Annotated in this window: 28 protein-coding genes and 2 pseudogenes; 21 read left to right on the top strand and 9 right to left on the bottom strand. The window is 66.9% G+C overall.

Translation table 11 applies throughout. The features are described 5' to 3' along the window. Positions 1–99: 99 nt before the first annotated feature. Positions 100–633: a flavodoxin family protein gene (locus PSR88_RS00150; RefSeq protein ID WP_009472546.1), complete on the bottom strand. Its 534-nt coding sequence runs from the start codon at positions 631–633 to the stop codon at positions 100–102. Positions 634–1,081: 448 nt separating this feature from the next. After that, positions 1,082–1,213 carry a hypothetical protein gene (locus PSR88_RS00145; protein ID WP_016884281.1) on the bottom strand — a complete coding sequence of 44 codons (132 nt, stop codon included), beginning with the start codon at positions 1,211–1,213 and terminating at the stop codon, positions 1,082–1,084. Here PSR88_RS00145 and PSR88_RS00140 point away from each other — a divergent pair, their 5' ends adjacent. Beyond that, positions 1,214–1,870, top strand: coding sequence for a universal stress protein (locus tag PSR88_RS00140; protein ID WP_016884282.1), 657 nt, complete (start codon positions 1,214–1,216; stop codon positions 1,868–1,870). It abuts the gene before it with no gap. A 9-nt stretch (positions 1,871–1,879) separates the two neighbouring features. Here PSR88_RS00140 and PSR88_RS00135 read toward each other — a convergent pair whose 3' ends face one another. Continuing rightward, positions 1,880–3,118 carry a serine hydrolase domain-containing protein gene (locus tag PSR88_RS00135; RefSeq protein WP_016884283.1) on the bottom strand — a complete coding sequence of 413 codons (1,239 nt, stop codon included), beginning with the start codon at positions 3,116–3,118 and terminating at the stop codon, positions 1,880–1,882. 206 nt (positions 3,119–3,324) lie between these two features. Between PSR88_RS00135 and PSR88_RS00130 the strand changes: the two genes are divergently transcribed. The 9 genes from PSR88_RS00130 to PSR88_RS00090 all read left to right on the top strand — a co-directional run bounded on the left by PSR88_RS00130 (position 3,325) and on the right by PSR88_RS00090 (position 10,583). Further along, positions 3,325–3,576 carry an SHOCT domain-containing protein gene (locus PSR88_RS00130; protein ID WP_011593374.1) on the top strand — a complete coding sequence of 84 codons (252 nt, stop codon included), beginning with the start codon at positions 3,325–3,327 and terminating at the stop codon, positions 3,574–3,576. Positions 3,577–3,785: 209 nt separating this feature from the next. Beyond that, positions 3,786–5,207, top strand: coding sequence for a wax ester/triacylglycerol synthase domain-containing protein (locus tag PSR88_RS00125; RefSeq protein WP_016884285.1), 1,422 nt, complete (start codon positions 3,786–3,788; stop codon positions 5,205–5,207). 70 nt (positions 5,208–5,277) lie between these two features. Then, a complete protein-coding gene (locus PSR88_RS00120; protein WP_016884286.1) occupies positions 5,278–5,565 on the top strand; it encodes a DUF1876 domain-containing protein in 288 nt (95 codons plus the stop codon). A 32-nt stretch (positions 5,566–5,597) separates the two neighbouring features. Beyond that, a complete protein-coding gene (locus PSR88_RS00115) occupies positions 5,598–6,755 on the top strand; it encodes a 4Fe-4S dicluster domain-containing protein (protein WP_016884287.1) in 1,158 nt (385 codons plus the stop codon). After that, positions 6,752–7,213: a cyclic nucleotide-binding domain-containing protein gene (locus PSR88_RS00110; protein ID WP_009472537.1), complete on the top strand. Its 462-nt coding sequence runs from the start codon at positions 6,752–6,754 to the stop codon at positions 7,211–7,213. The genes PSR88_RS00115 and PSR88_RS00110 overlap by 4 nt, the downstream gene beginning before the upstream one ends. Continuing rightward, positions 7,210–8,058 carry an FAD/NAD(P)-binding protein gene (locus PSR88_RS00105; RefSeq protein WP_016884288.1) on the top strand — a complete coding sequence of 283 codons (849 nt, stop codon included), beginning with the start codon at positions 7,210–7,212 and terminating at the stop codon, positions 8,056–8,058. The genes PSR88_RS00110 and PSR88_RS00105 overlap by 4 nt, the downstream gene beginning before the upstream one ends. Beyond that, positions 8,058–8,843: an oxidoreductase gene (locus tag PSR88_RS00100; protein ID WP_016884289.1), complete on the top strand. Its 786-nt coding sequence runs from the start codon at positions 8,058–8,060 to the stop codon at positions 8,841–8,843. Before PSR88_RS00105 ends, PSR88_RS00100 begins: the two co-directional genes overlap by 1 nt. Continuing rightward, a complete protein-coding gene (locus tag PSR88_RS00095; protein ID WP_029539663.1) occupies positions 8,827–10,119 on the top strand; it encodes a Ni/Fe hydrogenase subunit alpha in 1,293 nt (430 codons plus the stop codon). The genes PSR88_RS00100 and PSR88_RS00095 overlap by 17 nt, the downstream gene beginning before the upstream one ends. Next, positions 10,116–10,583, top strand: coding sequence for a hydrogenase maturation protease (locus PSR88_RS00090; protein WP_016884291.1), 468 nt, complete (start codon positions 10,116–10,118; stop codon positions 10,581–10,583). The genes PSR88_RS00095 and PSR88_RS00090 overlap by 4 nt, the downstream gene beginning before the upstream one ends. A 24-nt stretch (positions 10,584–10,607) precedes the next feature. Here PSR88_RS00090 and PSR88_RS00085 read toward each other — a convergent pair whose 3' ends face one another. Continuing rightward, a complete protein-coding gene (locus PSR88_RS00085; RefSeq protein ID WP_016884292.1) occupies positions 10,608–11,621 on the bottom strand; it encodes an Acg family FMN-binding oxidoreductase in 1,014 nt (337 codons plus the stop codon). A gap of 157 nt (positions 11,622–11,778) precedes the next feature. Between PSR88_RS00085 and PSR88_RS00080 the strand changes: the two genes are divergently transcribed. The 8 genes from PSR88_RS00080 (at position 11,779) to PSR88_RS00045 (ending at position 19,984) form a co-directional block, all read left to right on the top strand. Next, positions 11,779–12,690, top strand: coding sequence for an ABC transporter ATP-binding protein (locus PSR88_RS00080; RefSeq protein WP_016884293.1), 912 nt, complete (start codon positions 11,779–11,781; stop codon positions 12,688–12,690). After that, complete coding sequence (locus PSR88_RS00075) at positions 12,680–13,480, top strand: ABC transporter permease subunit (RefSeq protein WP_016884294.1); 801 nt, start codon at positions 12,680–12,682, stop codon at positions 13,478–13,480. Before PSR88_RS00080 ends, PSR88_RS00075 begins: the two co-directional genes overlap by 11 nt. Positions 13,481–13,482: 2 nt before the next feature. Continuing rightward, positions 13,483–14,421: a universal stress protein gene (locus PSR88_RS00070; RefSeq protein WP_342338015.1), complete on the top strand. Its 939-nt coding sequence runs from the start codon at positions 13,483–13,485 to the stop codon at positions 14,419–14,421. A 175-nt stretch (positions 14,422–14,596) separates the two neighbouring features. Continuing rightward, positions 14,597–15,613, top strand: coding sequence for an Acg family FMN-binding oxidoreductase (locus tag PSR88_RS00065; protein WP_016884295.1), 1,017 nt, complete (start codon positions 14,597–14,599; stop codon positions 15,611–15,613). 49 nt (positions 15,614–15,662) lie between these two features. Further along, positions 15,663–16,517, top strand: coding sequence for a universal stress protein (locus PSR88_RS00060; RefSeq protein ID WP_016884296.1), 855 nt, complete (start codon positions 15,663–15,665; stop codon positions 16,515–16,517). Between the two features lie 65 nt (positions 16,518–16,582). After that, entirely contained in the window at positions 16,583–17,182 is a 600-nt protein-coding gene (locus tag PSR88_RS00055) for a hypothetical protein (protein ID WP_016884297.1), read from the top strand. 61 nt (positions 17,183–17,243) lie between these two features. Further along, complete coding sequence (locus PSR88_RS00050) at positions 17,244–18,677, top strand: wax ester/triacylglycerol synthase family O-acyltransferase (RefSeq protein WP_009472524.1); 1,434 nt, start codon at positions 17,244–17,246, stop codon at positions 18,675–18,677. Further along, on the top strand, positions 18,674–19,984 hold the full coding sequence (locus PSR88_RS00045) for a wax ester/triacylglycerol synthase domain-containing protein (RefSeq protein ID WP_016884298.1): 1,311 nt from the start codon (positions 18,674–18,676) through the stop codon (positions 19,982–19,984). The genes PSR88_RS00050 and PSR88_RS00045 overlap by 4 nt, the downstream gene beginning before the upstream one ends. A 15-nt stretch (positions 19,985–19,999) precedes the next feature. On the opposite strand, the gene PSR88_RS00040 is transcribed toward PSR88_RS00045, so the two are convergent. Together PSR88_RS00040 and PSR88_RS00035 are read right to left on the bottom strand one after the other, a co-directional pair. Beyond that, positions 20,000–20,596, bottom strand: coding sequence for a hypothetical protein (locus PSR88_RS00040; protein WP_011593357.1), 597 nt, complete (start codon positions 20,594–20,596; stop codon positions 20,000–20,002). Between the two features lie 23 nt (positions 20,597–20,619). Then, positions 20,620–21,518: pseudogene (locus tag PSR88_RS00035) on the bottom strand (universal stress protein). Between the two features lie 262 nt (positions 21,519–21,780). Between PSR88_RS00035 and PSR88_RS00030 the strand changes: the two are divergent. Beyond that, positions 21,781–21,963, top strand: a complete 183-nt coding sequence (locus PSR88_RS00030) for a hypothetical protein (protein ID WP_011593354.1) — start codon at positions 21,781–21,783, stop codon at positions 21,961–21,963. Between the two features lie 13 nt (positions 21,964–21,976). Here PSR88_RS00030 and PSR88_RS00025 read toward each other — a convergent pair. The 3 genes and pseudogenes from PSR88_RS00025 to ligD all read right to left on the bottom strand — a co-directional run. Next, positions 21,977–22,826 (bottom strand): annotated as a pseudogene (locus PSR88_RS00025) (CBS domain-containing protein); the annotation flags it as partial. Between the two features lie 154 nt (positions 22,827–22,980). Further along, on the bottom strand, positions 22,981–23,454 hold the full coding sequence (locus tag PSR88_RS00020; protein WP_011593351.1) for a DUF2231 domain-containing protein: 474 nt from the start codon (positions 23,452–23,454) through the stop codon (positions 22,981–22,983). Between the two features lie 74 nt (positions 23,455–23,528). Next, entirely contained in the window at positions 23,529–24,500 is a 972-nt protein-coding gene (gene ligD, locus PSR88_RS00015; RefSeq protein ID WP_029539665.1) for a non-homologous end-joining DNA ligase, read from the bottom strand. Positions 24,501–24,992: 492 nt separating this feature from the next. On the opposite strand from ligD, the gene PSR88_RS00010 reads away from it, so the two are divergent. Together PSR88_RS00010 and nrdH are read left to right on the top strand one after the other, a co-directional pair. After that, positions 24,993–25,922 carry a ferric reductase-like transmembrane domain-containing protein gene (locus PSR88_RS00010; RefSeq protein ID WP_011593349.1) on the top strand — a complete coding sequence of 310 codons (930 nt, stop codon included), beginning with the start codon at positions 24,993–24,995 and terminating at the stop codon, positions 25,920–25,922. A 201-nt stretch (positions 25,923–26,123) separates the two neighbouring features. Then, positions 26,124–26,351, top strand: a complete 228-nt coding sequence (nrdH, locus tag PSR88_RS00005; protein ID WP_009472518.1) for a glutaredoxin-like protein NrdH — start codon at positions 26,124–26,126, stop codon at positions 26,349–26,351. Positions 26,352–26,751: the final 400 nt, after the last annotated feature.

The following is a 26,751-nucleotide window of genomic DNA, read 5'->3' as shown; positions in this document are numbered from 1 at the left end:
TGACACGGGGCTCAGCTCCCGGGTGGTGGACGCATGACAACTGCTCTCCGAACTGCCGCGACGCCGGTATGCCCAGATTACGTCGGAAGCGCGCGATGATCAGGCGTGACTGGAGGTGACCTGCCGAGCGAGTGTCCGGCCCCACTGCTCGGCGCGTGTCTCCTCGCCATCCTCGAGCCGCGATTCCTTGTCGACGAGGAAACTCTCTGAGTCGGCGACGAGATCGAACCCGTGCAGGCGCAGCTTTCGGCAGATGCCCTTCGATGCCCGGCCGGTCAGTAGGGCGGGGCCGTTCGCACGAGTGTCGAACGCCACCGCCTTCCCGTGAGTCGGGGGGAGCCCGTCGAGCCACTCACGGAGGCCCTCGCTCTCCGCGTCAGGTTCCAGTGTCACCGTGCTGTCCGGTTTCTGGGCCGTCACGGCCGCTCCGCGACGGGTCGACTCCCGGCTCATCCCGTGGACATGCGTCGGACCGCCGACCATCACGAGATCGTAGCCGGACAGGTCTTCGTCACCGGCCCGGGTGACCGGGACCGCTGTGACGGGTCCCGCGGACTCGAGGCCCCGGGCGATCGCCTCTGCCACGTGCCGGGTGTTTCCGAACATCGATTCGTAGACCACGAGTGTTCGCATGTCGACTCCTTCTGAGGTTGGGGGCTCGGCGCCGCGATCTGGGCCCGAGCGTGTTCTGGCCGACGGTTCACGTCGACGGGTGCGCGCCGAACATCACGCGCGCCCACCAGTCGGCCAGCGGGCTCGGATCGGGCCAGTCGATTCGGTCGTCATCCGTCTCCGGCACTGGCGGCTGTGTGTGTCTCGTCGTCGACCGAGATCCCTGTCGACGACGTTGAGGTGGGGGATTCATGGCGAACTCCGAGGGGTCGTGTCACTTCGGATTCAACCAACGATGGCGACCACCGAGTAGGGTCTACCGTCACTTTCCGGGACTGTGCCCCCCGCATAGGCATCGGGTCGCGCCGTGGTGAGCGGGATGACCTATGCCCCTACCGACGCCGTTGTCGCATCTGAGACCGTGACGATGACCGGAGGAGTTGCGGACCATGAGTATTCTCGCGCAACGTCAGGCCATCGTCGTCGGTGTCGACGGAGTCCGGGATATCACTACAGCGAAGCCGCGCTTCTCTTCCAGAACGAGTTCGCCGAAGAAGTCGAGAAGTCTGCCCACGAGATCCTGGATCGCGCCCAACAGCACGTGAAGAGCGCCGTCCCCGACGTCACCGTGTCGTGCAGCACCCATCCCGGCCCCGCGGGACCGGCACTCGCAGGATTGAGCGCGCACGCCGAGATGGTGGTGGTGGGATCCACCGGTGCGGGTGCACTGCAATCGATCCTCACCGGCTCCACCGTCCTGCAGGTGGTCAACCGTGCGCACTGTCCGGTTACCGTGTTCCGATCGGAGGCACCGTCCCCGGTACCCGACCACCGTCCTGTCGTCGTCGGCGTCGACGGCAGTGACCTGAGCTCACTCGCCATCACCACGGCCGTCGAATTCGCCACGTTCTTCGAGGTACCGCTCCTCGCGGTGCACGGCTGGGGCGCCGGCGACCTCCCGGAGCGCCCTGCCGCCCTGCCGATGGTGAACTGGGCCGTCGTCGAAGAAGAACAATCCGTTCTGATGGCGGAGAATCTCGCCGGCTGGCGCGAGAAATGCCCGGATCTACAACTGACGACCGTCATCGAACAAGCTGGTCCGGCCGAGCTGATCCTCGAGTACGCTCGCGACGCACAACTCGTCGTCGTCGGCAGCCACGGCCACAACCGCCTGGCCGGAGCGTTTCTGGGATCGACCAGTCAGAATTTGCTCCATCACGTCGCCTGCCTGATCACGATCTGCCGCCGAGCGAGCTGACCTCACGGGTCACAGTCGCCGGGCGATCGATTCCGCTTGCGCGCCCAGTTTTGCCAGCCGCAGGTCGGCGAGCGGGGTCAGTGCACCACCCATCCTGTTCGTCACGAACGCCACCGACAGCCCCGTCTCCGGGTCCGCGAACGCGCCGGAACCACCGAGTCCGTAGTGGCCGAATGCGTGTGGATACTGATTGCGGCTGGCGACGAACGCCGCATGGTAGCCCAGGCGCCAGTTCATCCGGATACCGAGCACATAGTCGCGTGCCGTCGTCTGCACCTCACCGATCTGCGCGAGCGTGTCCTCCGTCAGGAACCTCCTTCCGCCCACCATGCCCTTGTTCGCGAGCGCCGCATACATTCGGGCGAGGGCACGGGCGCTGAAGACACCGTTCCAGCCGGGCATCACATAGTCGTGAATGGCCGGATTGCGGACCAGTTCGTCGAACCCCTCCGGCATGCCTGCGTGTGCGATGTTCCGCAACACAGGCAGGCACGACAGGGCGAAGGACGCGGTCTCCCACGGCACCCCGAACGGAGTGATGCGGGGGAAGGACTTGGCGATGCGGTGACGTTCCTCCGCGGGAACCTGGAACCAGAATTCGCGGATTCCGAGGGGTTCGGCGATCTCGGTGCGGACGAGGTCGGTGAACGACGAACCGGTCGCCCGAGTGGTGAGTTCCGCGACCAGCGATCCGAACGTGACGGCGTGATAACCCGGCATGACGGCGCGGCGACGATCCGGTGCCGCGGATGCGAGAGCGCCGACGACGCTGTCGTGATCGAACAGCGCCGCCCGCCCCGGTACCAGTCCGCGCACACGATGCAGACCAGCCCGGTGCGTCAACAAATCCCGCACCGTCACCAACTCCTTGCCGGCACTCGCGAACTCGGGCCAATACGTGGCAACGGGTGCGTCGTAGTCGATCAGTCCGCGGTCCACCAGCCGGTGTAGCACCGTGCTCGCAACGCCCTTGCCGGTGGAGAAGGACACCGAGACGGTGTCGGACTGCCAGCGCGTGTCGCGCGCGGCCCATCCCGACCAGATGTCGACCACGGGCTCACCGTGCAGGTAGAGCGCGAGGGCGCCGCCCCCGTCGCTAGGCTGCCCGAACAACCGGAAGAACTGACCGGCCAGCTCACCGAAACGAGGATCGACGAGCATCATGCTGGGCGTGGGAAGCTCCGGACGCGCCACCGTACGCTTGCGGGTCGGCAGGTTGTCTGCGGCAAGTTCGCGGGGATTCGTCATGGCGTGCAGTCTCACTGTCGGCGGTCGCCCGATGCCACCACCATCGCTTGTATACAACACTGGATACGGCGCGCTGATTCCTCCGGGGACACCACCGGAAACGGCCGAAAGACCCTGTAAACGACCCCCGGCACGGTTGGACACTGGTAGCACGGCGGACCAATTCGGACCACACCGCCGAACAGCCCGGAGGAGGCCGCCCCGTGATGTACGACGACGATGTCGGCGGTTGGGGGTATGCACTGATGTTCACCGGTATGGCGCTGATCTGGGGCCTGCTGATCGTGGGAATCATCCTGTTGATCCGCTACGTGAGTCACCCGTTCCCGGCACCGCCCGGCGAGCCACCGCATCGCAGTGCCGAAGCGGTCCTGGCCGAGCGATTCGCACGCGGAGAGATCGACGAGCAGGAATACCGCAATCGCCTGAGCATCCTGCGCGCCGGGACGACGCCCTGACACCCGCGCACACGAAGGAGGTGATCGTGATGGATGCGATGCAGATGTTCCACATGTTCATGATGTGGCTGCACAGCATGGGTGTCCTGCCGCCCATGCACATGATGCCGATGTGACGCCGCGGCGCGGGGTCCCGCAGGGACGGGTCCCCGGCGCCCACACCGAAGCTCAGCGACACAGACCGACCGCAGACCCGATCCACGAGCGAGTTGACCGACGTGATCACCACGAATCAGCGATACATGACCCAGACGGACTTCATGTCGTGGCGGATGGAGGAGGATCCGATCCTCCGATCGACCATCGTGGCTGTCGCGCTGCTCGACCGCAGGCCGGATCAGAGCCGATTCGTAGACATGATGCGCAGAGCGGTCGACCTCGTTCCCCTCTTCCGGCGGACGGCGATCGAGGATCCGCTGGGCCTGGCGCCGCCGCGGTGGGCGGACGATCGAGACTTCGACCTCAGCTGGCACCTGCGCCGCTACACCCTCGCCGAACCACGAACATGGGACGGGGTTCTCGACTTCGCGCGGACCGCCGAGATGACGGCGTTCGACAAGCGCCGCCCGCTCTGGGAGTTCACGATTCTCGACGGACTGAACGACGGCAGATCCGCCCTCGTGATGAAAGTGCATCACTCTCTCACCGACGGTGTCAGTGGAATGCAGATAGCCCGGGAGATCGTGGATTTCACCCGCGAAGGCACACCACGACCCGGCCGGACCGACCGGGCGACGGCCGTGCCGCACGGTGGATCGTCTCGTCCGCCGAGCCGCCTCTCCTGGTACCGGGATACGGCCGCGGACGTGACCCATCGGGCGGCGAACATTCTGGGCCGCAACAGTGTTCGGCTGGTTCGTGCGCCGAGGGCCACCTGGCGCGAAGCAACCGCTCTCGCCGGCTCCACACTGCGCCTCACGCGTCCCGTGGTTTCCACGCTGTCCCCGGTGATGACGAAACGCAGCACGCGGCGTCACTGCGCGGTGATCGACGTGCCGGTGGAAGCGCTCGCTCAGGCAGCCGCGGCGGCCGCCGGTTCGATCAACGACGCGTTCCTGGCTGCTGTCCTGCTGGGAATGGCGAAGTATCACCGACTGCACGGAGCCGAGATCCGCGAACTGCGGATGACGCTGCCGATCAGCCTGCGCACCGAGACGGACCCGCTGGGCGGCAACCGCATCAGTCTGGCACGATTTGCGCTACCCACCGATATCGACGACCCCGCCGAGCTGATGCGCCGGGTACACGCCACCGTCGATGCGTGGCGCCGTGAGCCCGCGATTCCGTTGTCCCCGATGATCGCCGGCGCCGTGAACCTGCTTCCCGCCTCGACACTCGGAAACATGCTCAAACACGTCGACTTCGTCGCCTCGAACGTCGCCGGATCCCCGGTCCCTCTGTTCATTGCCGGCTCGGAGATCCTGCACTACTACGCGTTCAGCCCCACACTCGGATCGGCGTTCAACGTCACCCTGATGTCCTACACCACGCAATGCTGCGTCGGGATCAACGCCGACACCGATGCCGTGCCGGATCTGGCGACCTTGACGGAGTCTCTCGCCGACGGGTTTCGCGCCGTCCTCGGACTGTGCGCGAAGACAACCGACACGAGGGTGGTCGTGGCCTCATGATCGCGGAACCCCCATGTAACCGACAAGCACATCGAGGACGCGACGCCGCGCCCACACCGAACGGAGGCCGATGAACATGAACGAGAAGACGTGGTCCGTGGAGATCGTCATCGACGAGCACGACGCCGACGAAGGCGGGTCCAGGACCCGGGCCCAAGCCCGGCTCCGAACCCGCGACACCCACACCCTGGTCGGGGTCGGGCTCGCCCGCCGGAATCCCGCGGACACCGAGATCCCCGAGATCGGCGACGAACTGGCCACGGCACGTGCGTTGGCCGACCTCGCCCACCAGTTGATCGAGCTCACCGCGGCCGACGTGGAAGCGGCCACGCACAGCCGGGTCCACCTCACCGAGTGATGGACCCGCCACATAGGCAAGGGAGTGAGCACATGGAGGGGCAACCAACCGCGCACGCCGACGCGAGTGTCCTCGATCGCCGCGGCCTCGACCAACTGATCGAGGCGCTCCGCGCCCGCGGATATCGCGTCGTCGGTCCCACCGTCGAGGATTCGGCCATCGTTCTCGCCGAACTCGATTCCGGTGCGCAGCTGCCGTCCGGCTGGGGTGTGACGACCGGGCCCGGGACGTATCGGCTGCGTCGGCGAGACGACGCCGCAGTCTTCGGTCACTCGGCGGGCCCGCAGTCGTGGAAACGATTCCTCCATCCGCCCCGGCAGCAACAGTGGTCCGTCGACCGGGAGGGTACCTTCGTCGCACCGGCCCACGACGAGCGCCCCTACGCCTTCGTGGGGATCCGCGGCTGCGATCTCGCGGCCATATCCGTCCTGCGCCGGGTACTGTGCCCGGACCCCGACTCCGACAGCACCACTGCCCTCAGGTTCCGGAAACTGTTCATCGTGGCCGCCCACTGCACCGAACCGGGAGGTGTCTGTTTCTGCGCCTCGATGGGCACCGGACCCGCGGCCGGACCAGGGTACGATCTGGCGCTGACCGAGCGCATCGACGAGCACGGCCACCGTTTCGTCGTCGAGGTCGGCACCGAATCCGGTGCCGACGTCCTCGCCGACGTCGCCCACCGTGCCGCCGCGACCGCGGAGGCCGACGACGCCCGGCAGGCCGTGAGCACCGCAACCGGCCGCATGGGACGGGCGATGCCCGACGTGGATCTTCGCGCACTGCTCCGCGACGCGCGCGGAGCCGACGTTTGGGAGGACGTTGCAAGCCGGTGTTTGACCTGCGGAAACTGCACAATGGTGTGCCCTACCTGTTTCTGCACCACCAGTGAGGACGTCACCGATCTGACGGGGGAGCACGCCGAGCGGTGGCAGCATTGGTCGTCGTGCTTCGAACCCGACTTCAGCTACGTGCACGGCGGGAACGTCCGGACGTCGGGGGAGAGCCGATACCGGCAGTGGATGTCGCACAAGCTCGGAACGTGGTTCGACCAGTTCGGCAGCTCCGGGTGCGTGGGATGCGGACGGTGCATCGACTGGTGCCCCGTCGGGATCGACATCACCGCAGAGGCCGCGCGGCTGGTGCAGGTCATGCCTGCCTACCGGCCGGAGGACGACCGGGAGCAACGGTGAACGCCGACGAATCGACGCTGCCACCAGTCCTCGGCCGACTCGACCATCAACACCGGCTTCGGCTCGCGGAACTCAGCACCCCGGTTCGATTCGCCGCGGGGGAGTTCGTCTTCCGCGAGAACGAACCGGCGACCCGGTGCTGGCTGCTCGGTACCGGAAGTGTCGTCCTCACCACGCTGGTACCCGGCCGCGGCACCGTCGCACTCGAAACCCTGCACGGCGGTGACGTTCTCGGCTGGTCGTGGCTCGGCGCCCGGCAGGTGTGGCAGTTCGATGCCCAGGCCACGACGACCACCGATGCCGCGGAGGTGGACGTCGCCGCGCTCGAGCAGATGGCGCTCAGCCGCCCCGACTTCGGATATGCCGTCACCCGCGCGTTGTCCGGGGTGCTGATCGCCCGGCTGCAGTCCACCCGCGCGCGACTCCTCGATCTCTACGCGAATCGCGGCGACCGGTGACTGCACTGCCGGACGACCGCATGCTTCCGACCGGATACCGGGTCGTGTCCCGTTCGGTGGAGACCCGCGACTCGGTCACCGTGACCCTCGCCCCGGCCGCCCCACCCGCGATGCCGCTCGCGCAGTTCACCCCCGGCCAATTCATGATGTTGTACGCCCACGGGGTCGGCGAGGTCGCGATCTCGGTCTCGGGCGACCCGTCCGCCACGGACGGAACCCTCGTCCACACGATCCGCAACGTCGGAGCGGTGAGCCGGGCACTCCACGACGCCCCGCGCGGCACGATCATCGGTGTGCGCGGCCCCTTCGGGCGGGGCTGGACCATGCCCACCGGCCCGGACCGAGACCTCGTGATCGTTGCCGGGGGAGTGGGATTGGCGCCGCTGCGGCCGGTGGTGCTTGCCGCGCTGGCCGCGCGGGACAAGTTCCGCCGGCTCGTTCTCGTCGTCGGCGCCCGCACCCCAGCGGACATCCTCTACCGTGCCGAACTCGGGACCTGGCAGGCCCGCACGGACCTCACCGTGGAAGTGACGATCGACCAGCCGATCGCGGGATGGACGGGAGGCGTCGGCTTCGTCACCGAATCCCTGCACCGGGTGGACCTCGACCCCGGACGCACCGCCGCGCTGCTGTGCGGACCGGAGCCGATGATGCGGTTCTGCGCCCGGGCACTGACCGACCGCCGGGTGCGTCCGGACGACATTCAGGTGTCCGTGGAACGGAACATGCAATGCGGCATCGGGGCCTGCGGACACTGCCAGCTCGGCGAACTGCTGCTGTGCCGAGACGGTCCCGTCGTCGACTACGCCACCGCCGAACCACTTCTCCGGGTACCGGAGCTGTGATGAGCGCACCACCGACCACCAAACCCAAACTCGCCGTGTGGAAGTTCGCCTCCTGCGACGGCTGTCAGCTCACCCTGCTCGACTGCGAGGACGAGCTGCTCGCCCTGTCGGAGGCCGTGGAAATCTCCCATTTCCTCGAGCTGTCGGACACGATCACCGCGGGCCCATACGATCTGTCGCTGGTCGAAGGGTCGATCACCACGGCCGCCGACCGGGACCGCATCCGCGCGGTGCGGGAGCAGTCCCGGTTCCTCGTCACGATCGGGGCCTGCGCGACGGCCGGCGGCATCCAAGCGTTACGCAACTTCGCCGACATCGACGAGTTCCTGTCGGTGGTCTACGCGAGGCCCGAGTACATCGACACCCTCGCCAACTCGACCGCGATCTCGGCGCACGTCCCCGTCGACTTCGAGCTGCGCGGTTGCCCGATCGACCGGCGTCAACTCCTCGAGGTCATCACCGCATACCTCGCCGGCCGGCGGCCCAACATCCCCGACACCAGCGTGTGCACCGAATGCAAGCGGCGCGGTCTGACGTGTGTGATGGTCGCCGACGGAACACCCTGCCTCGGCCCGGTGACCCACTCCGGTTGCGGCGCGCTGTGCCCGTCGGTCTCCCGCGGATGCTACGGCTGCTTCGGCCCCACCACCGACCCGAATCTCGCCGCGATGCGGGGGTGGCTGCGCACATGCGGAATGAGCGAGGACGCCATGGGCCGCGTCTTCGCCACATTCAACGTGGCGGCATACGGATCGGAAGGGAAGGTCTATGGCACCCCGCAATAGAGAACTGATGGTGCGCGCCCTCGCCAGGGTCGAGGGTGAGGGCCGCGTCGACGTGACCGTGCGGGAGGGGAGAGCCGAACGCGTCGCACTCGACATCTACGAGCCGCCCCGCTTTTTCGAATCCTTCCTCCGTGACCGCCACTTTCTCGAACCCCCGGACATCACCTCGCGAATCTGCGGTATCTGCCCGGTGGCCTATCAGGTGAGCGCGTGCAACGCCATCGAGCAGGCATGCGGACTCGAGCTCGACGACGACGTGAGGGATCTGCGGCGACTGCTCTACTGCGGCGAGTGGATTGCCAGTCACGTGCTGCACATCTACTTCCTGCACGCACCCGACTTTCTGGGGCTCCCGGATTCGATTGCCCTCGCCCGGCACGATCGGGAGGCCGTCGAGCGGGGCCTGTCGTTGAAGAAGGCCGGAAACGCGATCCTCGACGCGATCGGTGGCAGGCCGATCCACCCGGTCAACGTCCGCATCGGCGGATTCCACCGGGCGCCGACCGCAGCCGAACTGATACCCCTGTCCGACCAACTGCGCACGGCACTCGATCACGCGGTGGCAACCGTCCGATGGGTGTCGTCGTTCGACTTCCCCGACATCGAACTCGACCACGACCTCCTCGCACTGCACGACGACTCCCGCTACGCCATCGAGGACGGCGAGATCCGGTCGTCGACCGGATTACGTTGCACCGCCGACGAATTCCCGAAGCATGTGGTAGAGCACCAGGTGCCGCACTCGACCGCACTGCACGCCGAGCTCGACGGCCGCCGATACCTCACCGGACCGCTGGCTCGGTACTCGCTCAATTCGTCCCGGCTCGGCGGAGTGGCGGCCCAGGCCGCCGCCGACGCCGGGCTGGGCGCGCAGTGCCGGAACCCGTACCGCAGCATCGTCGTCCGCGCCGTCGAGGTGGTCTACGCCGTCGAGGAAGCATTGCGGATCATCGACCGGTACGAGCGGCCTCCGCAGCCGTTCACCGCCGGGTCCCCGATACGTACGATCGGACACGGAGTCAGCGAGGCGCCCCGTGGACTGCTGTATCACCGTTACGAATTCGATCCCGCCGGGTTGATCCGCGCCGCCACCATCGTTCCGCCGACGTCGCAGAATCAGGCCGCCATCGAACACGACCTACGGCGCGCGGTGGACGGAAACCTCACGCTGGCCGACGACGAACTGACGACGCTGTGCGAGCGGACCATCCGCAACTACGATCCGTGCATCTCGTGCGCCACCCACTTTCTGACGCTCACGGTCGACCGCCGATGACGGTCGTGGTGATCGGGCTGGGAAACGATCTCCGCCGCGACGACGGGATCGGTCCGGCGGTCGCGCGAGAGGTCGCGGACCGGGTCGCCGCGGACGTGCGCGTGTTGATTTCCGACGGAGACCCGGCCACGCTGCTCGACGCGTGGACCGGTGCGCAGCTGGCCGTCCTGGTCGACGCCGTCGACTGCGACCCGCCGCGACCCGGCACCGTGCACCGCCTCGCGCCGGACGAACTCGGCCAGGTTCGGGCAGGCTCGTTCAGCACCCACGGGATCCCACTCGACGACGTCATTCAACTCGGCACCGTGCTCGATCGGCTGCCGCACCGAATGGTCGTCCTCGCCGTCGAGGTCGCCGACCTGGCCGCCGGCGGCGGGCTGTCACCCGCGGTCGGCCGCGCCGTCGAGACGGCGGTGGCGACGGTACTGTCGGTGCTCGGTGAGCCGCTCGCGGAAATGTCATGACCGTGTCTGCGGGTTACCGCAGCGTCAACGAGTGGAGTGGCGGCGGCCGATCGAGAACACCGACTCGACGGGGCGCCGCGGAGTCTGACGTGGCGGAGACTTCTTCTCAGTCGTGCCCACCCGGATCAGGGCCTGCGGGAAGCCGCGGTCGGGAACCAGTTCGCGGATCATCTCCCGGCTCTGCCGTAGTTCGGTCATGTGCGTCAGCGGGCACGTCGCGAGACCGCCGACGGTGGCCTCCAACAGCACCGCGGACAGGGCCTCACCGGCCCGGAGCCACGCTTCACGACCGTCGGTATCGGTGCTCAACACGAGAACCGTCGAGCGGTCGATCCCCGGGCTCGCGTCGTTGTCGCGGCCGGCGGGGAAACGGCGTCCGATGTCGACGCGGTCACGATTCTCCGCGGTCGCGAGGGAATCCGCCGGTATCCCACCCTGCGGAATAGAATGACCCGCCCACCAGTGAAGCTCGGCCTGGTACGCGGAATCGTATTTTCGTGCGGCCGCGGTCAACTCCGTCGCCTTCGCCAGGGTCGAACGAGCGTCCTGTGCCAGCAGGGTCAGGTGGACGTCCACGCGACGCGTCACGTCGGTCAATGCCGGGGGCAGCGGGGTCTTCATGCTGACCGGACCGAAGGGCCTGCGGTCGGAATACCGGTGCCGGATCGCGGCAAGCAAGTCGAAGTCGTGCGACTGAGGCCGGGCGTCGTGGCGGAACCGAATCGTCGCCAGATGCCCCGAGTGAGGCCCCTCCGGGACGCGCCGGATGTCCACCGACCATTTGAGCCCGGTCAATGCCGTTTCGAGATGATTCAGCGCCGCACCACAACTGACGACCAGCTGCCGGCCCGACGGGTCTGTCGAGGCCAGAAGCCGACCGCGTTCGGTGTAAAGGTCGAGCTGACCGTCGGCGTACGTCCACTGCCACGGCTGACTGTTGTGCACCGACGGTGCCCGGCAGGCGAGGTCCACGGCAATGCGCACGACGTTCTCGTCGGGAATGGTGCTGTCCACGATCGCCTCCTCGGTAGATCGCACTCCGCCCTCACCCAGGTCGGGCAGTCGGTGCGTCCACCTCAGTGTTCGCCTTTCCGTGGCCCGAGGTTAGGGCCGATGGTCACTGGCGCGACACTCGGCGACGATTCGGGCCGGAAGACCCTACTGACGGCACTCACCCCGATGCAAACCTGAAAAGATGTCCGACACTATCGCCATGTGCACGGTGGGACTGAGCAAGCGGTTCGGTTCGGTACTCGCTCTGGACGCGGTGGACTTGAATGTCGTCGAAGGCGAAGTCTTCGGCTACCTCGGCCCCAACGGTGCCGGAAAGTCGACCACGCTCCGCTTACTCACGGGCTTGCTGCGTCCCACTGCGGGGTCGGCCCGTGTGCTCGGCCTCGATGCATGGTCGGCGGCACCCGCGGTTCATCGTCGGATCGGCTACGTCCCCGGCGAATTGGCTCTCTACGACCGCCTGACCGGACGGCAGCACATCACGTTCTTCGGACACCTGCGTGGCGACCCTGTCGACAAAGCCGCGACCGTGTTCGCCGATCGACTCGATCTCGATCTCGATCGCACCGCCCGGACGATGTCGAAGGGAAACCGCCAGAAGCTCGCGCTGGTTCTCGCCCTGATGTCCGGCCCGCAACTGCTGATTCTCGACGAACCGACCGGCGGACTGGATCCGCTCGTGCAACACGAGTTTCACGCGATCATCCGGGAGCACACCGCATCCGGCGGAACGGTCCTGTTGTCGTCCCACGTACTCGGCGAAGTGCAGCAGGTAGCCGACCGCGTCGGTGTGCTGCGGGAGGGTCGCCTCATCGCCGTCGAGAGTCTTCACGAACTACGCCAGAAGTCGCTGCACCATGTCACCGCCGAATGTTCGACCCCGATCCAGGAATCGGACTTCCGCGACGTGGCCGGTATCCGCGGCCTCACCGTTGCGGGCACATCGCTGACGTGCAGTGCGCCTCAGTCCGCGCTGGACGCCTTGATCCGCCGGATCTCGCACTACGGCATCGTCGACTTCGAGTGCGCCGAGGCCGACCTCGAGGAGACCTTTATGGCGTTCTACGAGATTCGAGACCGACATGCTGCGTAGCGTTCTGACCAAGACGTTGTACGACCAACGCCGGGCGTTCCCCGCATGGGTCGTCGGGATCGCGCTGCTGGTGGCTATGTACGTGGTGATCTGGCCGAGTGTTCGCGACCAGCCGGCGATGAATCAATTCCTCGACCAGATGCCGGAGGCATTCCGTGCCCTGTTCGCAATGTCCGGTGCCGACATGTCCACCCCGGTCGGATACATCCAGATCGAACTGCTGTCGTTCATGGGACCACTGCTGCTTCTGATCTATGCCGTCGGAACGGGTGCGGCGGCGGTCGCCGGAGAGGAGGATCGGGGAACGCTCGATCAGCTGCTCGCCACGCCCCTGAGCCGCGGACGGATCCTTGCGGAGAAGTTCGGTGCGCTCACCGCGGGCACTGTGGCGCTGTCGGCGGTCATGGGTCTCGCTCTGCTCGGGGAGGGGATACTCGCCGACATGGATCTGCCGGTGGGAAACGTTGCCGCGGCAATGGTGCATCTGGCACTTCTGGCGCTGGTCTTCGGTGCACTCGCCTTCGCGATCGGAGCCGCCACCGGCCACCCCGCATCCAGTCGTTCGGTTCCGGCCGTGATCGCGATACTGGCGTATGTGCTCAACGGTCTCGGACCGGTGGTGTCGTGGTTGGCTCCCTGGCAACGATATTCACCGTTCTATCAGTACGCCGGCCATGATCCGTTGCGCCACGGGTTCTCGCTCGCAGCAGCATCCGTATCCGCACTCACGATTGCAGTGTTGCTCGGAGTCGCGCTCGTCGGTTTCGCTCATCGCGACGTGGTGAGATAGCCGTGACCGATGCCAGGACACGGTCTCTCGCCCCGGTCGTCGTCGGAGTCGACGGCTCGGTGGCAGCGAGAGGCGCGGCGCGCTGGGCCGCCGCGGTCGCGGACAAGCAGGGAGCAACCGTGCACCTGATTCACGTGCTGCCCTCACCCCCGGTCTTCTACACGGAACCCCGGCCACTTCCGTCGGAAGACGAGGACCGCATCGCCGGGGAACGGTTCCTGGCCGATGCGGTACGCAACATCAGGAGCGACCGGCACACCGTCGCCGTGGAGTGTTCGCTACCTACCGGGTCGACGGCGGCGGACGTCCTGTTGCCGTTGGCGGATTCGGCGTCGATGGTGGTGATCGGGTCGACGGCACGGGGCCCCGTGGAGGGGTATCTGAACGCCACAGCGCTGCGCCTCGCCCATCGCTCCCGGTGCCCGGTCGTGGTGTGGCGGGGAGCCGAAGAGCACACGACCCCCGACCGTCGCGCGGTTGTCGTCGGTGTGGACGGCAGCCGGTGCAGTGTCGCCGCGGTGGCCGACGCCGCCGACTTCGCCGGGCGATTCGCCGCGCCGCTGGTGGCCGTGCACTCGTGGAAGTCGCGTGTGCCGCCCGACGCCGAGAACGCACCGGATGGGGCCGCGGCCCGCCCACGGGAGCGGGCAGTTCTGGCGGAGAGCCTCGCGGGACTGGCCGATCGATACCCCGACCTCGCCGTGCGAGAGATCGTCGAGTCCGGTGGAGCTGGCGAAGTCTTGCTCCGCTGGTGTGTGGACGCTCAGCTTCTCGTCGTCGGAAACCATGGGCACGGCGCACTCGGCCGTGCGGTCCTCGGGTCGACGAGTCAGGACGTGCTGCACCGGGCTCGGTGCCCGGTCATGATCAGCAAAGTTCAGCGTGACACCGGCGCAGTCCCTGATCAGGCCGTGGAGTTCGGCGACCGTGGACATCGCTGACTTCCACGCCCACGGCTACACCCAGATGTGCCGGCCAGATGGTGCAACCCTGCTCCGGGCGGTGTCGATGACCTACGGCCCTAGAGTCGTCGAGCCGTGAGCACAACACTCGAATCCAGGACAACGCAGGAGACCCGATGACCGGCGGAGCACCCACCACACCCATGGACACGCCGTGAACACGCGCGCGGTCCCCACGGTCCCCGACCGACGTACCGTCGAATCAGCTGTCGCGCTGGCGTGCCGCGCGCCGTCACTGCACAACAGCCAACCGTGGCGTTGGGTGATGGGCACTGCCCTGCGGCTGTACAGCGACCCCGACCGGCTGCTGCCCGCCACCGATGGCTTCGGACGCCAAATGGTGATCTCCTGTGGTGCGGCCTTGAATCACCTCGAGTACGCCTTCACGGCCAATCATTGGCGTCTTGTGATCGAACGGCTGCCGCATTCTTCCGACCGGCAACTTCTGTCGACGATAAACTTCATCCCGGCTCCGGCACCGACAGATTTCGTCGCCCGAATGGCGGTGGCGATCGGACGGAGGCGAACCGAACGACTGCCCATGGACCCGCCGCCCGCGTGGGCGGACACACTCGAGCAGTTGGTGCGAATCACCGCAGGTACAGGCGTCGAACTCGAAGACCTGGGGCAGCGAAGCCGCCCCGCACTCGAGGAAGCATCACGCCGAATGACCGGTCTACGGCACGACGACCCCACCTACCAAGCCGAACTCCGGTGGTGGTCGGGGCGCGGGCTGTTCCCCGACGGCGTGCCGGAGCAGGCTCGCCCGTCCGACCGGCAACAGCACTCGGTGCACCTCTCCCGCGAGTTTCCACCCGGCCGCGCGAGCACACCCGACGGCGGCCCATCGGAAGATCGAGCCGCGATCCTCCTGCTCTCCACGTCCGCGGATTCGCGACTCGATTGGCTCAGGAGCGGTGAAGCGCTCTCCGCCGTCCTGCTCGCATGCACCGACCGCGGACTCGGTACCTGCCCCGTCACCCATCTGACCGAACGCGCCGTGACGCGGACACTGCTTCGAGAGCTGTCTTCCGGGGAGGGAATGCCGCAGGTTCTGATCAGGGTGGGAGCGGGCACCGGCGTGGGGGAACCCTCGACCACACCCAGACGCCCGTTGTCGGAAGTTCTGGTGCGAGAGCGGCCGGATCCGGGCCACCTGCCGGGGGAGTAGGGCATGCCGACTCACCCGCTCGTCAACGGGAAGTGATGAGGAGGTCACCATGGTCGATCCGGCGATCGTTGTGGGAGTGGACGGATCCGGGCCGGCGCTGGATGCGGTGCGGTGGGCCGCACGTGAGGCGACAGTGCGCAGGGCGCCGCTACTGTTGTTGTCCTGCATCACGTACCGCGGTACGGAAGATGGGCCTCGACTCGCCGAAACGCTCCACGCCCGAGCCGAGCGGAACGTTGCCGAGGCACGCGAGACCGCCCGAGCCGGGTCCGCAGACGCGGACCTCGACATTCGGGCGGAGGTGTCACATCAGAACGCCCCGGGATCACTCGTCGACCGATCCGCCGGCGCAGAAATGGTCGTCCTCGGCAGGCGCGGACTCGGGGAGTTCACCGACGGGCTGATCGGCTCCGTGACTTCGGCCGTGGTGCGTCATGCCCAGTGCCCGGTCGCAGTGATCGACGGTTGGTCGAGAGTCGCGGACGGCACGGGACCCGTCGTCGTCGGCATCGACGGGTCTCCGAGCAGTGCAAGGGCCGTCGGAATGGCGTTCGAGGAGTGTTCCCTCCACAACGCGGAACTGATCGCGCTGCACGCGTGGTCCGACCAGGACCTGTCGATACTTCCGGTCGGTGTGGAGCAGACCGCGGAGCGGTCGGTGCTGGACGCCGCGGTCGCCGAATGGTGTGAACGGTTCCCCGACGTCTCGGTGCGCCGAACGCTCGTTCGCGACCGTCCCGTTCGCCATCTCCTCGAACTTGCCGACGAGGCCCAGCTGATCGTCGTCGGCAGCCGCGGGCGGGGCGGCTTCCCCGGGATGACTCTCGGCTCGACCAGCGCAGCGCTGGTACACATCACTCCCTGTCCCCTTCTGATAGCCGGACCGATCCGACCAGGGCGATGACCTTGGGCCCTACATCGGCACCTGCTCCGGCGCGACACTCGAAGGAGCAATCGCAGGAGGTCGTCATGATCGGGGAACAGACACTGGTAGCGCGGATGTGGCGATTGGGGCCGTGGAGCGGGAACCGACTGATGCGGGGAAGTTGTCGCCTCGAATCCTCGGTCTTCCTCCTCGTCGTCGCAGTGGTGCTGAGCTTGGTCCCCCTCGCCGCCGCCTTCGGAACCGCGACCCGCACCCGCCTCGACGACCAATCCCGCGCCGACCGCGCAACTCGGCAGCAGATCGCGGCAGTGCTCCTCGAGGACGCAAATGTCAACCTGGCGGATACCACCCCGGCGACGGGTGCCACCGGCCAGGCGCCGGCCCGGTGGGCGGTTGCCGGTACCACACACACCGGTCTGGTACAGACCGCCCCGGAAGCGAAAACGGGACAAACGATCAGCATCTGGATCGACCCGGCCGGAAAGATCGTGTCCGCGCCGAAGACAGGCACCGAGAACGCGTTCGAGGCCGTGGGCGCCGCACTCGCGTTGTGGACCATGGGTACGACGATCTGCCTCACGATGATCATCGGAATTCGCTGGGCAGGAACGAGATACCGGATGTCACAGTGGGACCGCGAGTGGCGAAACCTCGGAAAGGCACCAGGGTGGCCGGTCAGCTGACGCCCGCTCACGGTGAACACAGGCAAACGACGACGATTTCCGAATGGTGAGGCCGGAGCCAGTGGACGACAACTTGAGCTTCCTCGACGCGGGTTTCCTCGAGACGGAGGACTCCGACCCACACGCCAGCCTGACGATCGGCGCTCTCGCCATCATGGAGGGTCCGGTTCCCGGGCAAGACGAATTTCGGGACACGGTCGCCGCACGTTTCGCGACACTCCCGCACACCCGAGACAGGGTTCACACGGTCCCACTCGACTTCAGCGCACCCTCGTGGTCACCGGATCCGCATTTCGACCTCGGTCATCACCTGCGGAGGGTCGCCCTCCCGGAACCGGGGGAGGAGGAGGCCCTGTTCGGTTTCGTCGCCCGGGTCATGGCGCACCGACTCGACCGAGACCGCCCCTTGTGGGAATGCTGGGTCGTCGAAAGCCTCACCGGCGACCGCTGGGCCATACTGACCAAGATTCACCACTGCATGGCGGACGGGATCACCGGAACGAAACTGTTCGAGGCAATGTGCGACGAAGTCGTGGCCGAAGCGTCGGGAACCACAGAGGCCGACACCGACACCGACGCCGTGCCGGCACGAACCGCCGGCACACGCCTCGCGAGCGTCGAGGGCCTGATCCGCTCGACGATCGAGTTCCTGTCCCCGATGCGGCAACTGCGGCTCGTCTCGGCGGCTCTGGCTGTTCCGCGCAGGCTGACAGCCGCCGGTATCGGCGTCGCAACCGGCCTCACCCACCTGCTGTCCGAGATGCTGACCTCCTCTACGGACACATCACTGATCGGACCGATCGGGCGCCAGCGCCGCTACTGCGCCGCACGAGTCCGGATGCATGACGTCCGCGAAATCTGCGCCACGTACCGGGTCACCGTCAACGACGTCGCACTCGCCGCGATCACCACAGGACTGCGGCAGCTGCTCCTGAAACGGGGCGAGCACCCCGACCCGCACACGGTCCGCACACTCGTTCCCGTGTCCGTCCGCTCCGCAACCGAGGAACATTCGATCCACAATCAGGTCTCGCTCATGCTGCCTTTCCTGCCGGTCGACATCGACGACCCGGTCGCGCAGTTGGTCGCCGTCCACGACCGGCTCACGACGCACAAGGCGAGCAAGGAAGCAGAAGGCGGCAAGGCGTTCACCGCGGTCGCCCAGTACGGGCCGTTCATGCCGATGGCCTGGGCAGTTCGGCTCGCCACCCGGTTCCCTCAGCACAGTGTTGTCGCCGTCGCAACCAACGTCCCCGGACCGAAGGCCACACGACACGTGATGGGCCGCACGATCCTGGAGATCTTCCCGTACGTGCCGATCGCGCTGCGACTACGGATCGGGATCGCGATCCTCAGCTACAGCGACCATCTCGCCTTCGGTCTCACCGGGGACTACGACACCACACCCGACCTCACCGACCTCACCGACGCGATCGAACGCGGTGTCCTGACACTCCTCGCCGCCTCGCGCGCGGCTGCCGCAGCCTCCGAATGATGTCCGACGACCGTCACGAGCAACTCGGCTCGGGCGACCTGATCACGCTCGTCTCGGACGTCGGACCGGTACCCATGAACGTCGGCGCGATACTTTTCGTTGCCGGTGAAGGTGACGTCGATGCGGCGACCGTCGAGGCCACGTTCACCCGACGGCTCACCAGCATTCGGCGCCTGCAACAGCGCCTGGCCACGCCACGGCGGGGCCTGGGGCGGCCGTACTGGGTCGACGACTCCGATTTCGACGTCCACGCCCATGTGTCCCGAGTACGGTGCCCGTGCCCGGGCGAGCGTGACGCTGCGCTGGCAATCGCGGTGGACGCGGTGACCCGGCCGCTGCCCCGGTCACGACCATTGTGGCGGGCGGTTGTCGTCACCGGTCTCACGGGCGGTCACATCGGTCTGGTGCTGGTGCTGCATCACGTCGTGGCCGACGGGATCGGTGGCCTCGCAGTGCTCGCGCGTGTCGTGGACGGCGCGGACGCGGCTGGGCCGGCCGACAATACCGCGGCACCGCCTCGGGGCCGGTTCGTCGACTGCGTTGCCGACCGTACCCGGACGCTGCGCCGACTTCCGCGCACGGTGTCTCGTATACGAGATGGTTGGGCCGAACTCGGTCGTGGTCGCCTCGGATGGGCGCCGCGGTGTTCCCTCAACGTTCCCACCGGTTCCCGTCGCACGGTAACGACGGTCGACGTCGGCCTCGACCGTGTCCGGGCAGCGGGGCGGAGGTCGGGGGCCACCGTCAACGATGTTCTGTTGGTCGCCGTCACCGGCGCTTTGGCCACACTCCTGCATGAGCGGAAGGAGTTTCCCCAGGAATTGGTGGTGTCGGTCCCCGTCTCGGCCCGGAGTACGACAACCAGCGGGTATCTGGGGAACCAGGTCGGCGTGATGCCCGTCCGCGTACCGCTGGAAGGAAGCGTCGAGGAAAGGCTCGCCGCTGTTTCGCGCATCACCCGCGCCCGGAAGATGCGGACCCGAGGCACATCCTCGGCACTGATCGGACCACTCTTCCGGATTCTGGCCGCGGTGCGGTTGTTTCGCCGGTTCGTCGATCGTCAGCGACTCGTCAACTCGTTCCTGACCAACCTCCCGGGCCCCGCTGGACAACTCGTCATCGCCGGTGCACCGATCACGGACATCACCCCGATTACCGTCACCGCGGGGAACGTCGGCGTCGCGTTCGCGGCACTGTCCTATGCGGGCACCCTGACCGTGACGATCGTCGTCGATCCCGATGTGGTCCCCGAGATCCGCGAGCTCGCGGCGTATCTGCGCGAACAATTCCGGGCCGCGATCGAGTGACAGCAGGGCCGCAACTCAGCGAGACTCTGCCTCGTCACGGATCAGGCGCAGGATCGGCCCGCCCATCGCCGTGACGAACGGACCCACAACCGTCCAATACCTGCGGAACATCCGCCGCGCCGTGTCGTCGGTGCCGTGTACGCGGACCTCGGTGAGCAGGACAGACGTGTGAGCGCCGTACGGGAGAACTGTGAAACCCCACGCGCCGACGCCGTATCCGGGAAGGGCGAAGCGGCCGAACTCGGCCGGGGACCACTCGACGCGGCCGTAGCCCCGCTCCCACCAGCGCCCGATGAACCCGAGAACCATTGCGTGACCAGGCTTCTCCGCGAGGAGGTGGAACCCGCCGTCGGGTTCGAGCAACCGGTCGAATCGGAATTCGGACCGACTCCGCTGGATAGGTGCGCCGCCCCGACGCGGGCGGACGGTGTCGATCGCAATTCGGGCCCGGTTCGGCAACGCGACCACCGGCGACCGGAAGAAGTCGACGCGGCGAATGGCGGCGAAGGTTGCGGGCGCCGACGCACGTACGGCCTGCGTACGCAGGATGCGTTGTTCGTACCTCGGCAGCTGCGCTTCGATCAGGGTCGATCCGGGGCCGGGGCTGTGCACGACACATCTCTCCTGAGCACCGTCTAGCGAACGATCAGGAGTGGGCAGACGACCGAATGCATCAACGCCCTGCTGGTCGACCCCAGAAGCATGCTGGAAAACCCGCCCCGTCCCCGGCTCCCCACCACGAGAAGCTGCGCGTTCTCGGCCTGCTCACGCAGGTGCCGGGTGGGGCGATCCCTGACAACGAGGGTGCGTACCTTCACATCCGGATAGTTCTCCGCACGACCGGCGAGATTCTCGGACAACAGGGCCGTTTCGTTGGCCGCATCCCGCAGCCACTCTGCTTCGCTGCCTCCGTCCGGGGAGAGCTGCAGAACGATGTCGGACCATGCGTGAACGGCAACGAGCTCCGATTGCCGCAGACCTGCTTCCTCGAAGGCCGTCCTTCCTCGAAGGCCGTCGAGATGGCCGGTTCACTGTGCTGTGATCCGTCGACACCGACGACAATCGGTCCGGGGATGTCGTTGATATCGCGATCAGGTTCACCGCGAATCACGGCGACCGGGCATGAGGCGTGGGTGGCAACCGCCGAACTGACCGATCCCAGGACGGCACGGTCGACGATTCCCCGTCTATTCGCACCGACGACGAGCATCGAGGCATCCGCCGAGCGGTCGAGAAGTTCACCTGCCGGCGTGCCGGTGCAGACGGTGGTGTCGATCTCGATGTCGTGTCCGGGCACTGCGGCACGGGCGGTCTGCGCCGCCCGTTCCAACCTCTCCTTACCGTCGCGCTCCTCGTCCTGGAAGAAGCTGGCGGGCACACCGATCGGGACGCCGTATCTCCCGGGAACGAACATCGTCGTGATCAGCGAGAGGGGCGAGCTGCGGAGCGCGGCTTCTCGGGCCGCCCACGAAACCGCCTGCAACGACGATGGTGAGCCGTCGATCCCCACAACGATCGGGCGATGGCCGGACATGGTGCACTCCTGCCGGGTTGCTGGTGCCGAATTTCTGCCTCGACCTTCATCGTTGCCGCCCCCGAATGACACCCGTAGGGGAGAAGGTCACCAACCCGAGGTCGGCACCCGGCCCGATTGACTCCGTGACCGCGGCATCCCGCCCGGGTGACCAACGGCTCTGTCGCCGCGGACCTGCAGTGACGACACTGAGACGAGGCGCCCGATCGAAAGTTGCCCGAGTTCCGATATCACCGACGCCGGCTGCGGAAGGAATGCGACCATGAGCGACAGCAACACCGGCGCCGCGGGCGGCGGAGCGATCTACGCCCTGGGCATCTTCGGTGCCTGGGTGTGGTTCTGGCAGCAGGCGGACGCGTTCTGGGAATATGTTCTCGCAATCATTCAGGGGTTGTTCTGGCCGGCCTGGATGGTCTACGACGTTTTCGAGACCCTTGCAGGGTAATCGCTACGACGTGCAGCACCATGGCGACGACGGTGGCGATCGCACTCGCGGCGAGAACCGCCACGGCGACCGCGAACGCAAGCATCGTGTCACCGGTCATGAGGCTGACGACCGGGAGCATCACGGCTCCGAGGAGAGCACCCACCGACAGCCCGGTGAGCGCCTCGCGCCGCACGTTACGTCGAATTCCCACCCCGACAGACAAGCCACGGATCGCCAGGGTCTCGGTCTGCGTCCGCGAGATACACGATTCCAGGAACGAAATAGGCAACGGCCACATTCGCTTCGAGCGTGACTTCGAACGCCGCCATGAACACGGCCGAGACCATGGCACCCAGCAATCCGACGAGGAGCCAGGGAACACGGTGCCACAGCCTCCGCCGCACGCTCTCCACGCTCGTCGCGCGGGTGGTCTCGACCGAATGGAGGAAGCCTCCGAGGCGTGAGAGGTCCTCCTCGTGTTCCTGGAGCAGTACCGCGAGAAGTTGTTGTGGCGCGATGAGACGACGGAACCGACCGGTCGTCATCGACCACCGCCAGCTCCGGCTCCCCGTGCTGGACCGCCTGCCACGCGGCCCGTTCCTGGTGAGTATCGGGTCGGACCGCCGGCGGATTCGGATCCATGACGTCGCGCAGAACCTCACGGTCCGCGGTGCCGAACATACGTTCGATCGTCGTGACGCCCGCGAGCCGTCCTCCGTCCAATACGGCGACGACCGAAGCGCAGTCGTACCGTGTGGTGGCCATGTCGCTCAGTACGGCCGTCACGGAGTCGCCCGGGGCGCCGGTCGGAACCCGTGTGCAGGCATGCCAGAGCGCAGTCCGGGTTCGGGCTCATCGTCGAAGATCAGTAATTCGGACACCGGCGCTCCCCTTCGAACGTGTGGTGAGGTGACCTTCGATCATCCACCCGCCGAGGGCGGTTCTCCGGCGTACCGACGGTCGGGACCTGTGCCGCACTGCCCAGTCCGATGGCACCCGGCCTGGATACGCCCCGGCGTCGCTCCGGGAGTCGTGTCACGGCTCCGAGCCCGACGTGACGACATCCCCCCACGTGGCGCGCGACCCGGACTCTCCGATGCGGTAGACCTGAACAATGGTCCCCACCGCAACCACCACCGCGAGAACAGCAACGATCACGGTGAGCGACCGCGGAGGATCCGACTTTCGTTCGCGAAGCTGGACGGCGGTGACCGCCAACGCGCTGAGAAGAAGCGCGACGGAGAAGTAGATCATGCTGTCGCCCAGTTCGGCGTGGGTGTGCACGGCAGACGACCGGGCGACGTGCTTCTCCAGCCATTCACCGGCGTCGGTGGTCAGTGGAGTCACTATCACCGTCACGGCCGCGAGCACGAGCGTGAGCCACACCAGCCGACGGCGGGCCGCCGGCCATACGCTGCACACGACGATCAGAACTGCGGTCAGCGGTGCCAGGACGACGATGAAATGGACGAGCAGGACATGGGCGGGCAACCCGCTGACAGTCGACATGATTCGAGTATTCGTCGGCGTCGCTGAGAAACCACTGAGTGGTCCGCCCGACCCGTCGCCGAGGGCACGCGACCTCAGTGCCGACCCGGCAAGTCGACTTCACTCGGCGCCTTGTCCTCGCGCAGGCCCTTCCAGCTGGGATGGCGCAGCCTGCCACTGATGTGCTCGCGGTACTCGACGTCGCCGACCAACTGCGGCTCGACCCAGTGTGCGCCCTTGGTGTCCCGCGCAGGTGGGGGCGAGGACAGAGGAGTCGTGGGTCGTTCCAGCGCCGCGAGCTGCTCTCGTAGTGACTTCCGTGTCGCGGTGGTGAAACCGGTGCCGACATGTCCGATGTACACCAGCCGGTGGTCGTCGTCATACGCGGCGAGGAGAAGTGATCCGATACCGTCGCGGGCGGCTCCGGTGCCATCGACCCAGCCGACGATGATCCCTTCGGTATTGGCGCGTAGCGGTTGCTTGATCCAGGCAGGGGAGCGGCGACCCGGTTGATACGTCGAGTCGACGCGTTTTGCGACTGCTCCCTCGAGGTGGTGCCTACGGGCGCGATCGAGCATCTCCTCGCCGTCGACGTCGGTCCAGTACGGCGGCACCTGCAGGCGGGGGCCGGACAGCGCAAGGTCGGCGAGTTCGGCCCGCCGCCGCAGATAGGGAAGCCCAGTCGTGGACTTGCCATCGAGGGATAGGACGTCGAACACGTAATACGTGACGGGCACCTCGTTGCGGAGTTCTGTGGTGGGGGACAGCACGTGCATGCGCCGTTGGAGGCGGCTGAACGACGGCCGGCCGCTCGCGTCGAGCGCGACGATCTCGCCGTCGAGGATCGCCTCACGTCCGCCCAGCGCGTCGGATACCGGCCCGGCCAGCTCCGGAAAGGTCGCAGTGATGTCATTTCCGTTGCGGCTGAACAGCCGGGATCCACCATCGTCGACGGTGGCGATGGCACGTTGACCATCCCACTTCATTTCGAACGCCCACCCCGCACCGCGCGGAAGTTGGCCCAACGTGGCCAGCATCGGAGACGGGACCGTCGGCAACGAGGGCATTCACCGAGTGTGCGGGAAATGATCCGGCGGTGGGTGGGAACGCGGCGACCCGACGATGCTGGGAGCAGTCGAACGATCGAAATCGCCGGACCGGTCTGCCGTTCACAGCAAGTACGCAGCGAGCCGCCAGGACGACATCGGGTTGGACGATCACGATGACGCGTATGCCCACTTCTCGAGTGACCGGTCGGGAACGATCGAGCTGTCCGACACATCCGATCACCGCGGCCGAGCCGCCGACCCGACCTCTGGATCGACCTCCGCTTGCACGCGCCAACTGCCGCGCCGAGCGCAGCGATGCCCTCGTCCGCATCGGCGCCGGGGTGGCGCTTTGGCTGAGCCTGCTGATGGTGTCCTACTGGTGGGCCGCCGACGGCGGGATTCAGGATCTCGGCACCATCGCCACCGCTCTTCTGTCCGGGGGGCGCCTCGCCGGCCTGGCGTCCGCGGACCTCCTCCTCGTGCAGGTCGTGCTGATCGTCACGGATCTCCGTGCTCGAGCGTGCCTTCGGTCAGGACCGGCTGATCGGGCTGCATCGGGTGGTAGGCCTGACGTCGTTCACGCTGATGTTCGCTCATATCGCGGCAATCACGTTCGGCTATGCCGGCGGTGACGTGCTCGCCGCATCCGCGACGGCGTGGGAGTTGGCGACGGACTACCCTGGGATGTTGCTGGCCGTCGTCGGCACGGCGCTACTTCTGATGGTGGTGATCACCAGCGTGCGGCCGATACGCGACCGGCTCCGTTACGAATCGTGGCATCTGCTGCACCTCTACGGGTATCTCGGGGTGGGATTGGTGTTGCCGCACCAACTGTGGACCGGCCAGGAATTCCTGGGTTCGACCGCCGCGACCCTCTACTGGTGGACCTTGTGGATCCTCGTGGCCGCAGCGGTTCTCGTGTGGCGGATCGGTCTTCCGTTGTGGCGCAGTGTCCGACATGCGCTGCGGGTCGCTGCCGTAGTGCCGGAGGCGGACGGGGTCCTGTCGGTGTACATCTCCGGCAGGCACCTGGATCGACTTCCGATCGTCGCCGGCCAGTTCTGCAACTGGAGGTTCCTCGGTCGTCACGGTTGGAGCCGGGCAAATCCCTACTCGCTGTCCGCCGCACCGCACGGGCGCCACCTGCGGATATCGATCAAGTCTCTCGGCGACAACAGCGCACGAACCCGGACTCTGCAGCCCGGTACCCGGATTCTCTTCGAAGGTCCCTACGGGTGCGGGAACCGAGAACGGGTGCGCCCGTCCCTGAACGCTGCGGAATCCGGTACGAAGGGGTGGAAGCCGCCCTGGCCACGGCGGCCCGGAACGGCACAGCGCCCGACTCGCCGGGCCGGACGTTCGGGTCGCATCCCGACACTTCTCCCCGTGCCGATTCTCCGAAATTGGCCGACAAGCATTGCGCGACAACGGCTTTTGTGATTGTCACAGCGTTGACGGCGCCAGTGACGGAGTCTTCCCTACACCGTCACTGGTGCCGAAAGGTCACCATAACAGATAATCGAATGTATGTTCGATGAGTTCGCGGGACTCGGCGCCTCCGCGCTGTCAGCGCGCGAACCCGGGCCGGAGAGCATATACTTCCGGTCCCCCGCCGGCACACATCACGGAGCGGAGTGCACCATGACCATCACGATCTACAGCAAGCCGGCCTGCGTGCAATGCACCGCCACCTACCGCGCCCTGGACAACGAGGGGCTCGACTACACGATCGTCGACATCACCCGAGACCCTGACGCCCATGACTACGTGCTGGGTCTCGGCTACCTGCAGGCCCCTGTCATCGTGGTGGGTGACGACCATTGGGCGGGTTTCCGGCCCGATCGCATCAGGGCCCTCGCGGCAGCCTGACGGGTACCGGTCTCGGCCCCTGGATGACGGCAGCGTCGACCGTTGAGGGGGAGCGGAACTGCTTGGCGATGGATGTGATCGGGTGCGTCGGTCGGATGTTGTCTTTGTCGGTGGTTGGCGTGTCGTTGTCGTGGCGCTGTTCGCGCGTCCTGTTGTGGGGGGCGGGGGGGGTGTTGTCGGCGTCGGAGGAGGTCGGTGGCCGGCACGAGTTTCCGGACTCGATGTCGGGTATCAGTTGCTAAGATTTGGTGCGCCAATGGTATTCGCGCGATCGGCAATGGGGAGATGGCAGATCACCGCACCGCCATCGTGCACCCGGCGAAGTCAATCAGGGATGGGTGGGATGGTCGGCTTCGCCGATGCGTATGCCATGTCAACGCCTGCGCTGTCTGCTCGCTGA

The sequence above is a fragment of the Rhodococcus sp. DK176 genome (assembly GCF_038447315.2).
In the GTDB taxonomy this organism is placed as follows: Bacteria; Actinomycetota; Actinomycetes; order Mycobacteriales; family Mycobacteriaceae; genus Rhodococcus_F; species Rhodococcus_F jostii_A.
Note: the sequence above shows the minus strand (reverse complement) of the source record. Positions and strands in the feature narration are given on the sequence as shown.

Bases quoted from the DNA above. Each gene is read 5' to 3' on its own strand.
- PSR88_RS00150 (WP_009472546.1), bottom strand. From the start codon at position 633: ATGCGAACACTCGTGGTCTACGAATCGATGTTCGGAAACACCCGGCAC.
- PSR88_RS00135 (WP_016884283.1), bottom strand. From the start codon at position 3,118: ATGACGAATCCCCGCGAACTTGCCGCAGACAACCTGCCGACCCGCAAG.
- PSR88_RS00130 (WP_011593374.1), top strand. From the start codon at position 3,325: ATGTACGACGACGATGTCGGCGGTTGGGGGTATGCACTGATGTTCACC.
- PSR88_RS00120 (WP_016884286.1), top strand. From the start codon at position 5,278: ATGAACATGAACGAGAAGACGTGGTCCGTGGAGATCGTCATCGACGAG.
- PSR88_RS00115 (WP_016884287.1), top strand. From the start codon at position 5,598: ATGGAGGGGCAACCAACCGCGCACGCCGACGCGAGTGTCCTCGATCGC.
- PSR88_RS00100 (WP_016884289.1), top strand. From the start codon at position 8,058: ATGAGCGCACCACCGACCACCAAACCCAAACTCGCCGTGTGGAAGTTC.
- PSR88_RS00095 (WP_029539663.1), top strand. From the start codon at position 8,827: ATGGCACCCCGCAATAGAGAACTGATGGTGCGCGCCCTCGCCAGGGTC.
- PSR88_RS00090 (WP_016884291.1), top strand. From the start codon at position 10,116: ATGACGGTCGTGGTGATCGGGCTGGGAAACGATCTCCGCCGCGACGAC.
- PSR88_RS00080 (WP_016884293.1), top strand. From the start codon at position 11,779: ATGTCCGACACTATCGCCATGTGCACGGTGGGACTGAGCAAGCGGTTC.
- PSR88_RS00075 (WP_016884294.1), top strand. From the start codon at position 12,680: ATGCTGCGTAGCGTTCTGACCAAGACGTTGTACGACCAACGCCGGGCG.
- PSR88_RS00060 (WP_016884296.1), top strand. From the start codon at position 15,663: ATGGTCGATCCGGCGATCGTTGTGGGAGTGGACGGATCCGGGCCGGCG.
- PSR88_RS00055 (WP_016884297.1), top strand. From the start codon at position 16,583: ATGATCGGGGAACAGACACTGGTAGCGCGGATGTGGCGATTGGGGCCG.
- PSR88_RS00045 (WP_016884298.1), top strand. From the start codon at position 18,674: ATGATGTCCGACGACCGTCACGAGCAACTCGGCTCGGGCGACCTGATC.
- PSR88_RS00030 (WP_011593354.1), top strand. From the start codon at position 21,781: ATGAGCGACAGCAACACCGGCGCCGCGGGCGGCGGAGCGATCTACGCC.
- PSR88_RS00020 (WP_011593351.1), bottom strand. From the start codon at position 23,454: ATGTCGACTGTCAGCGGGTTGCCCGCCCATGTCCTGCTCGTCCATTTC.
- ligD (WP_029539665.1), bottom strand. From the start codon at position 24,500: ATGCCCTCGTTGCCGACGGTCCCGTCTCCGATGCTGGCCACGTTGGGC.
- nrdH (WP_009472518.1), top strand. From the start codon at position 26,124: ATGACCATCACGATCTACAGCAAGCCGGCCTGCGTGCAATGCACCGCC.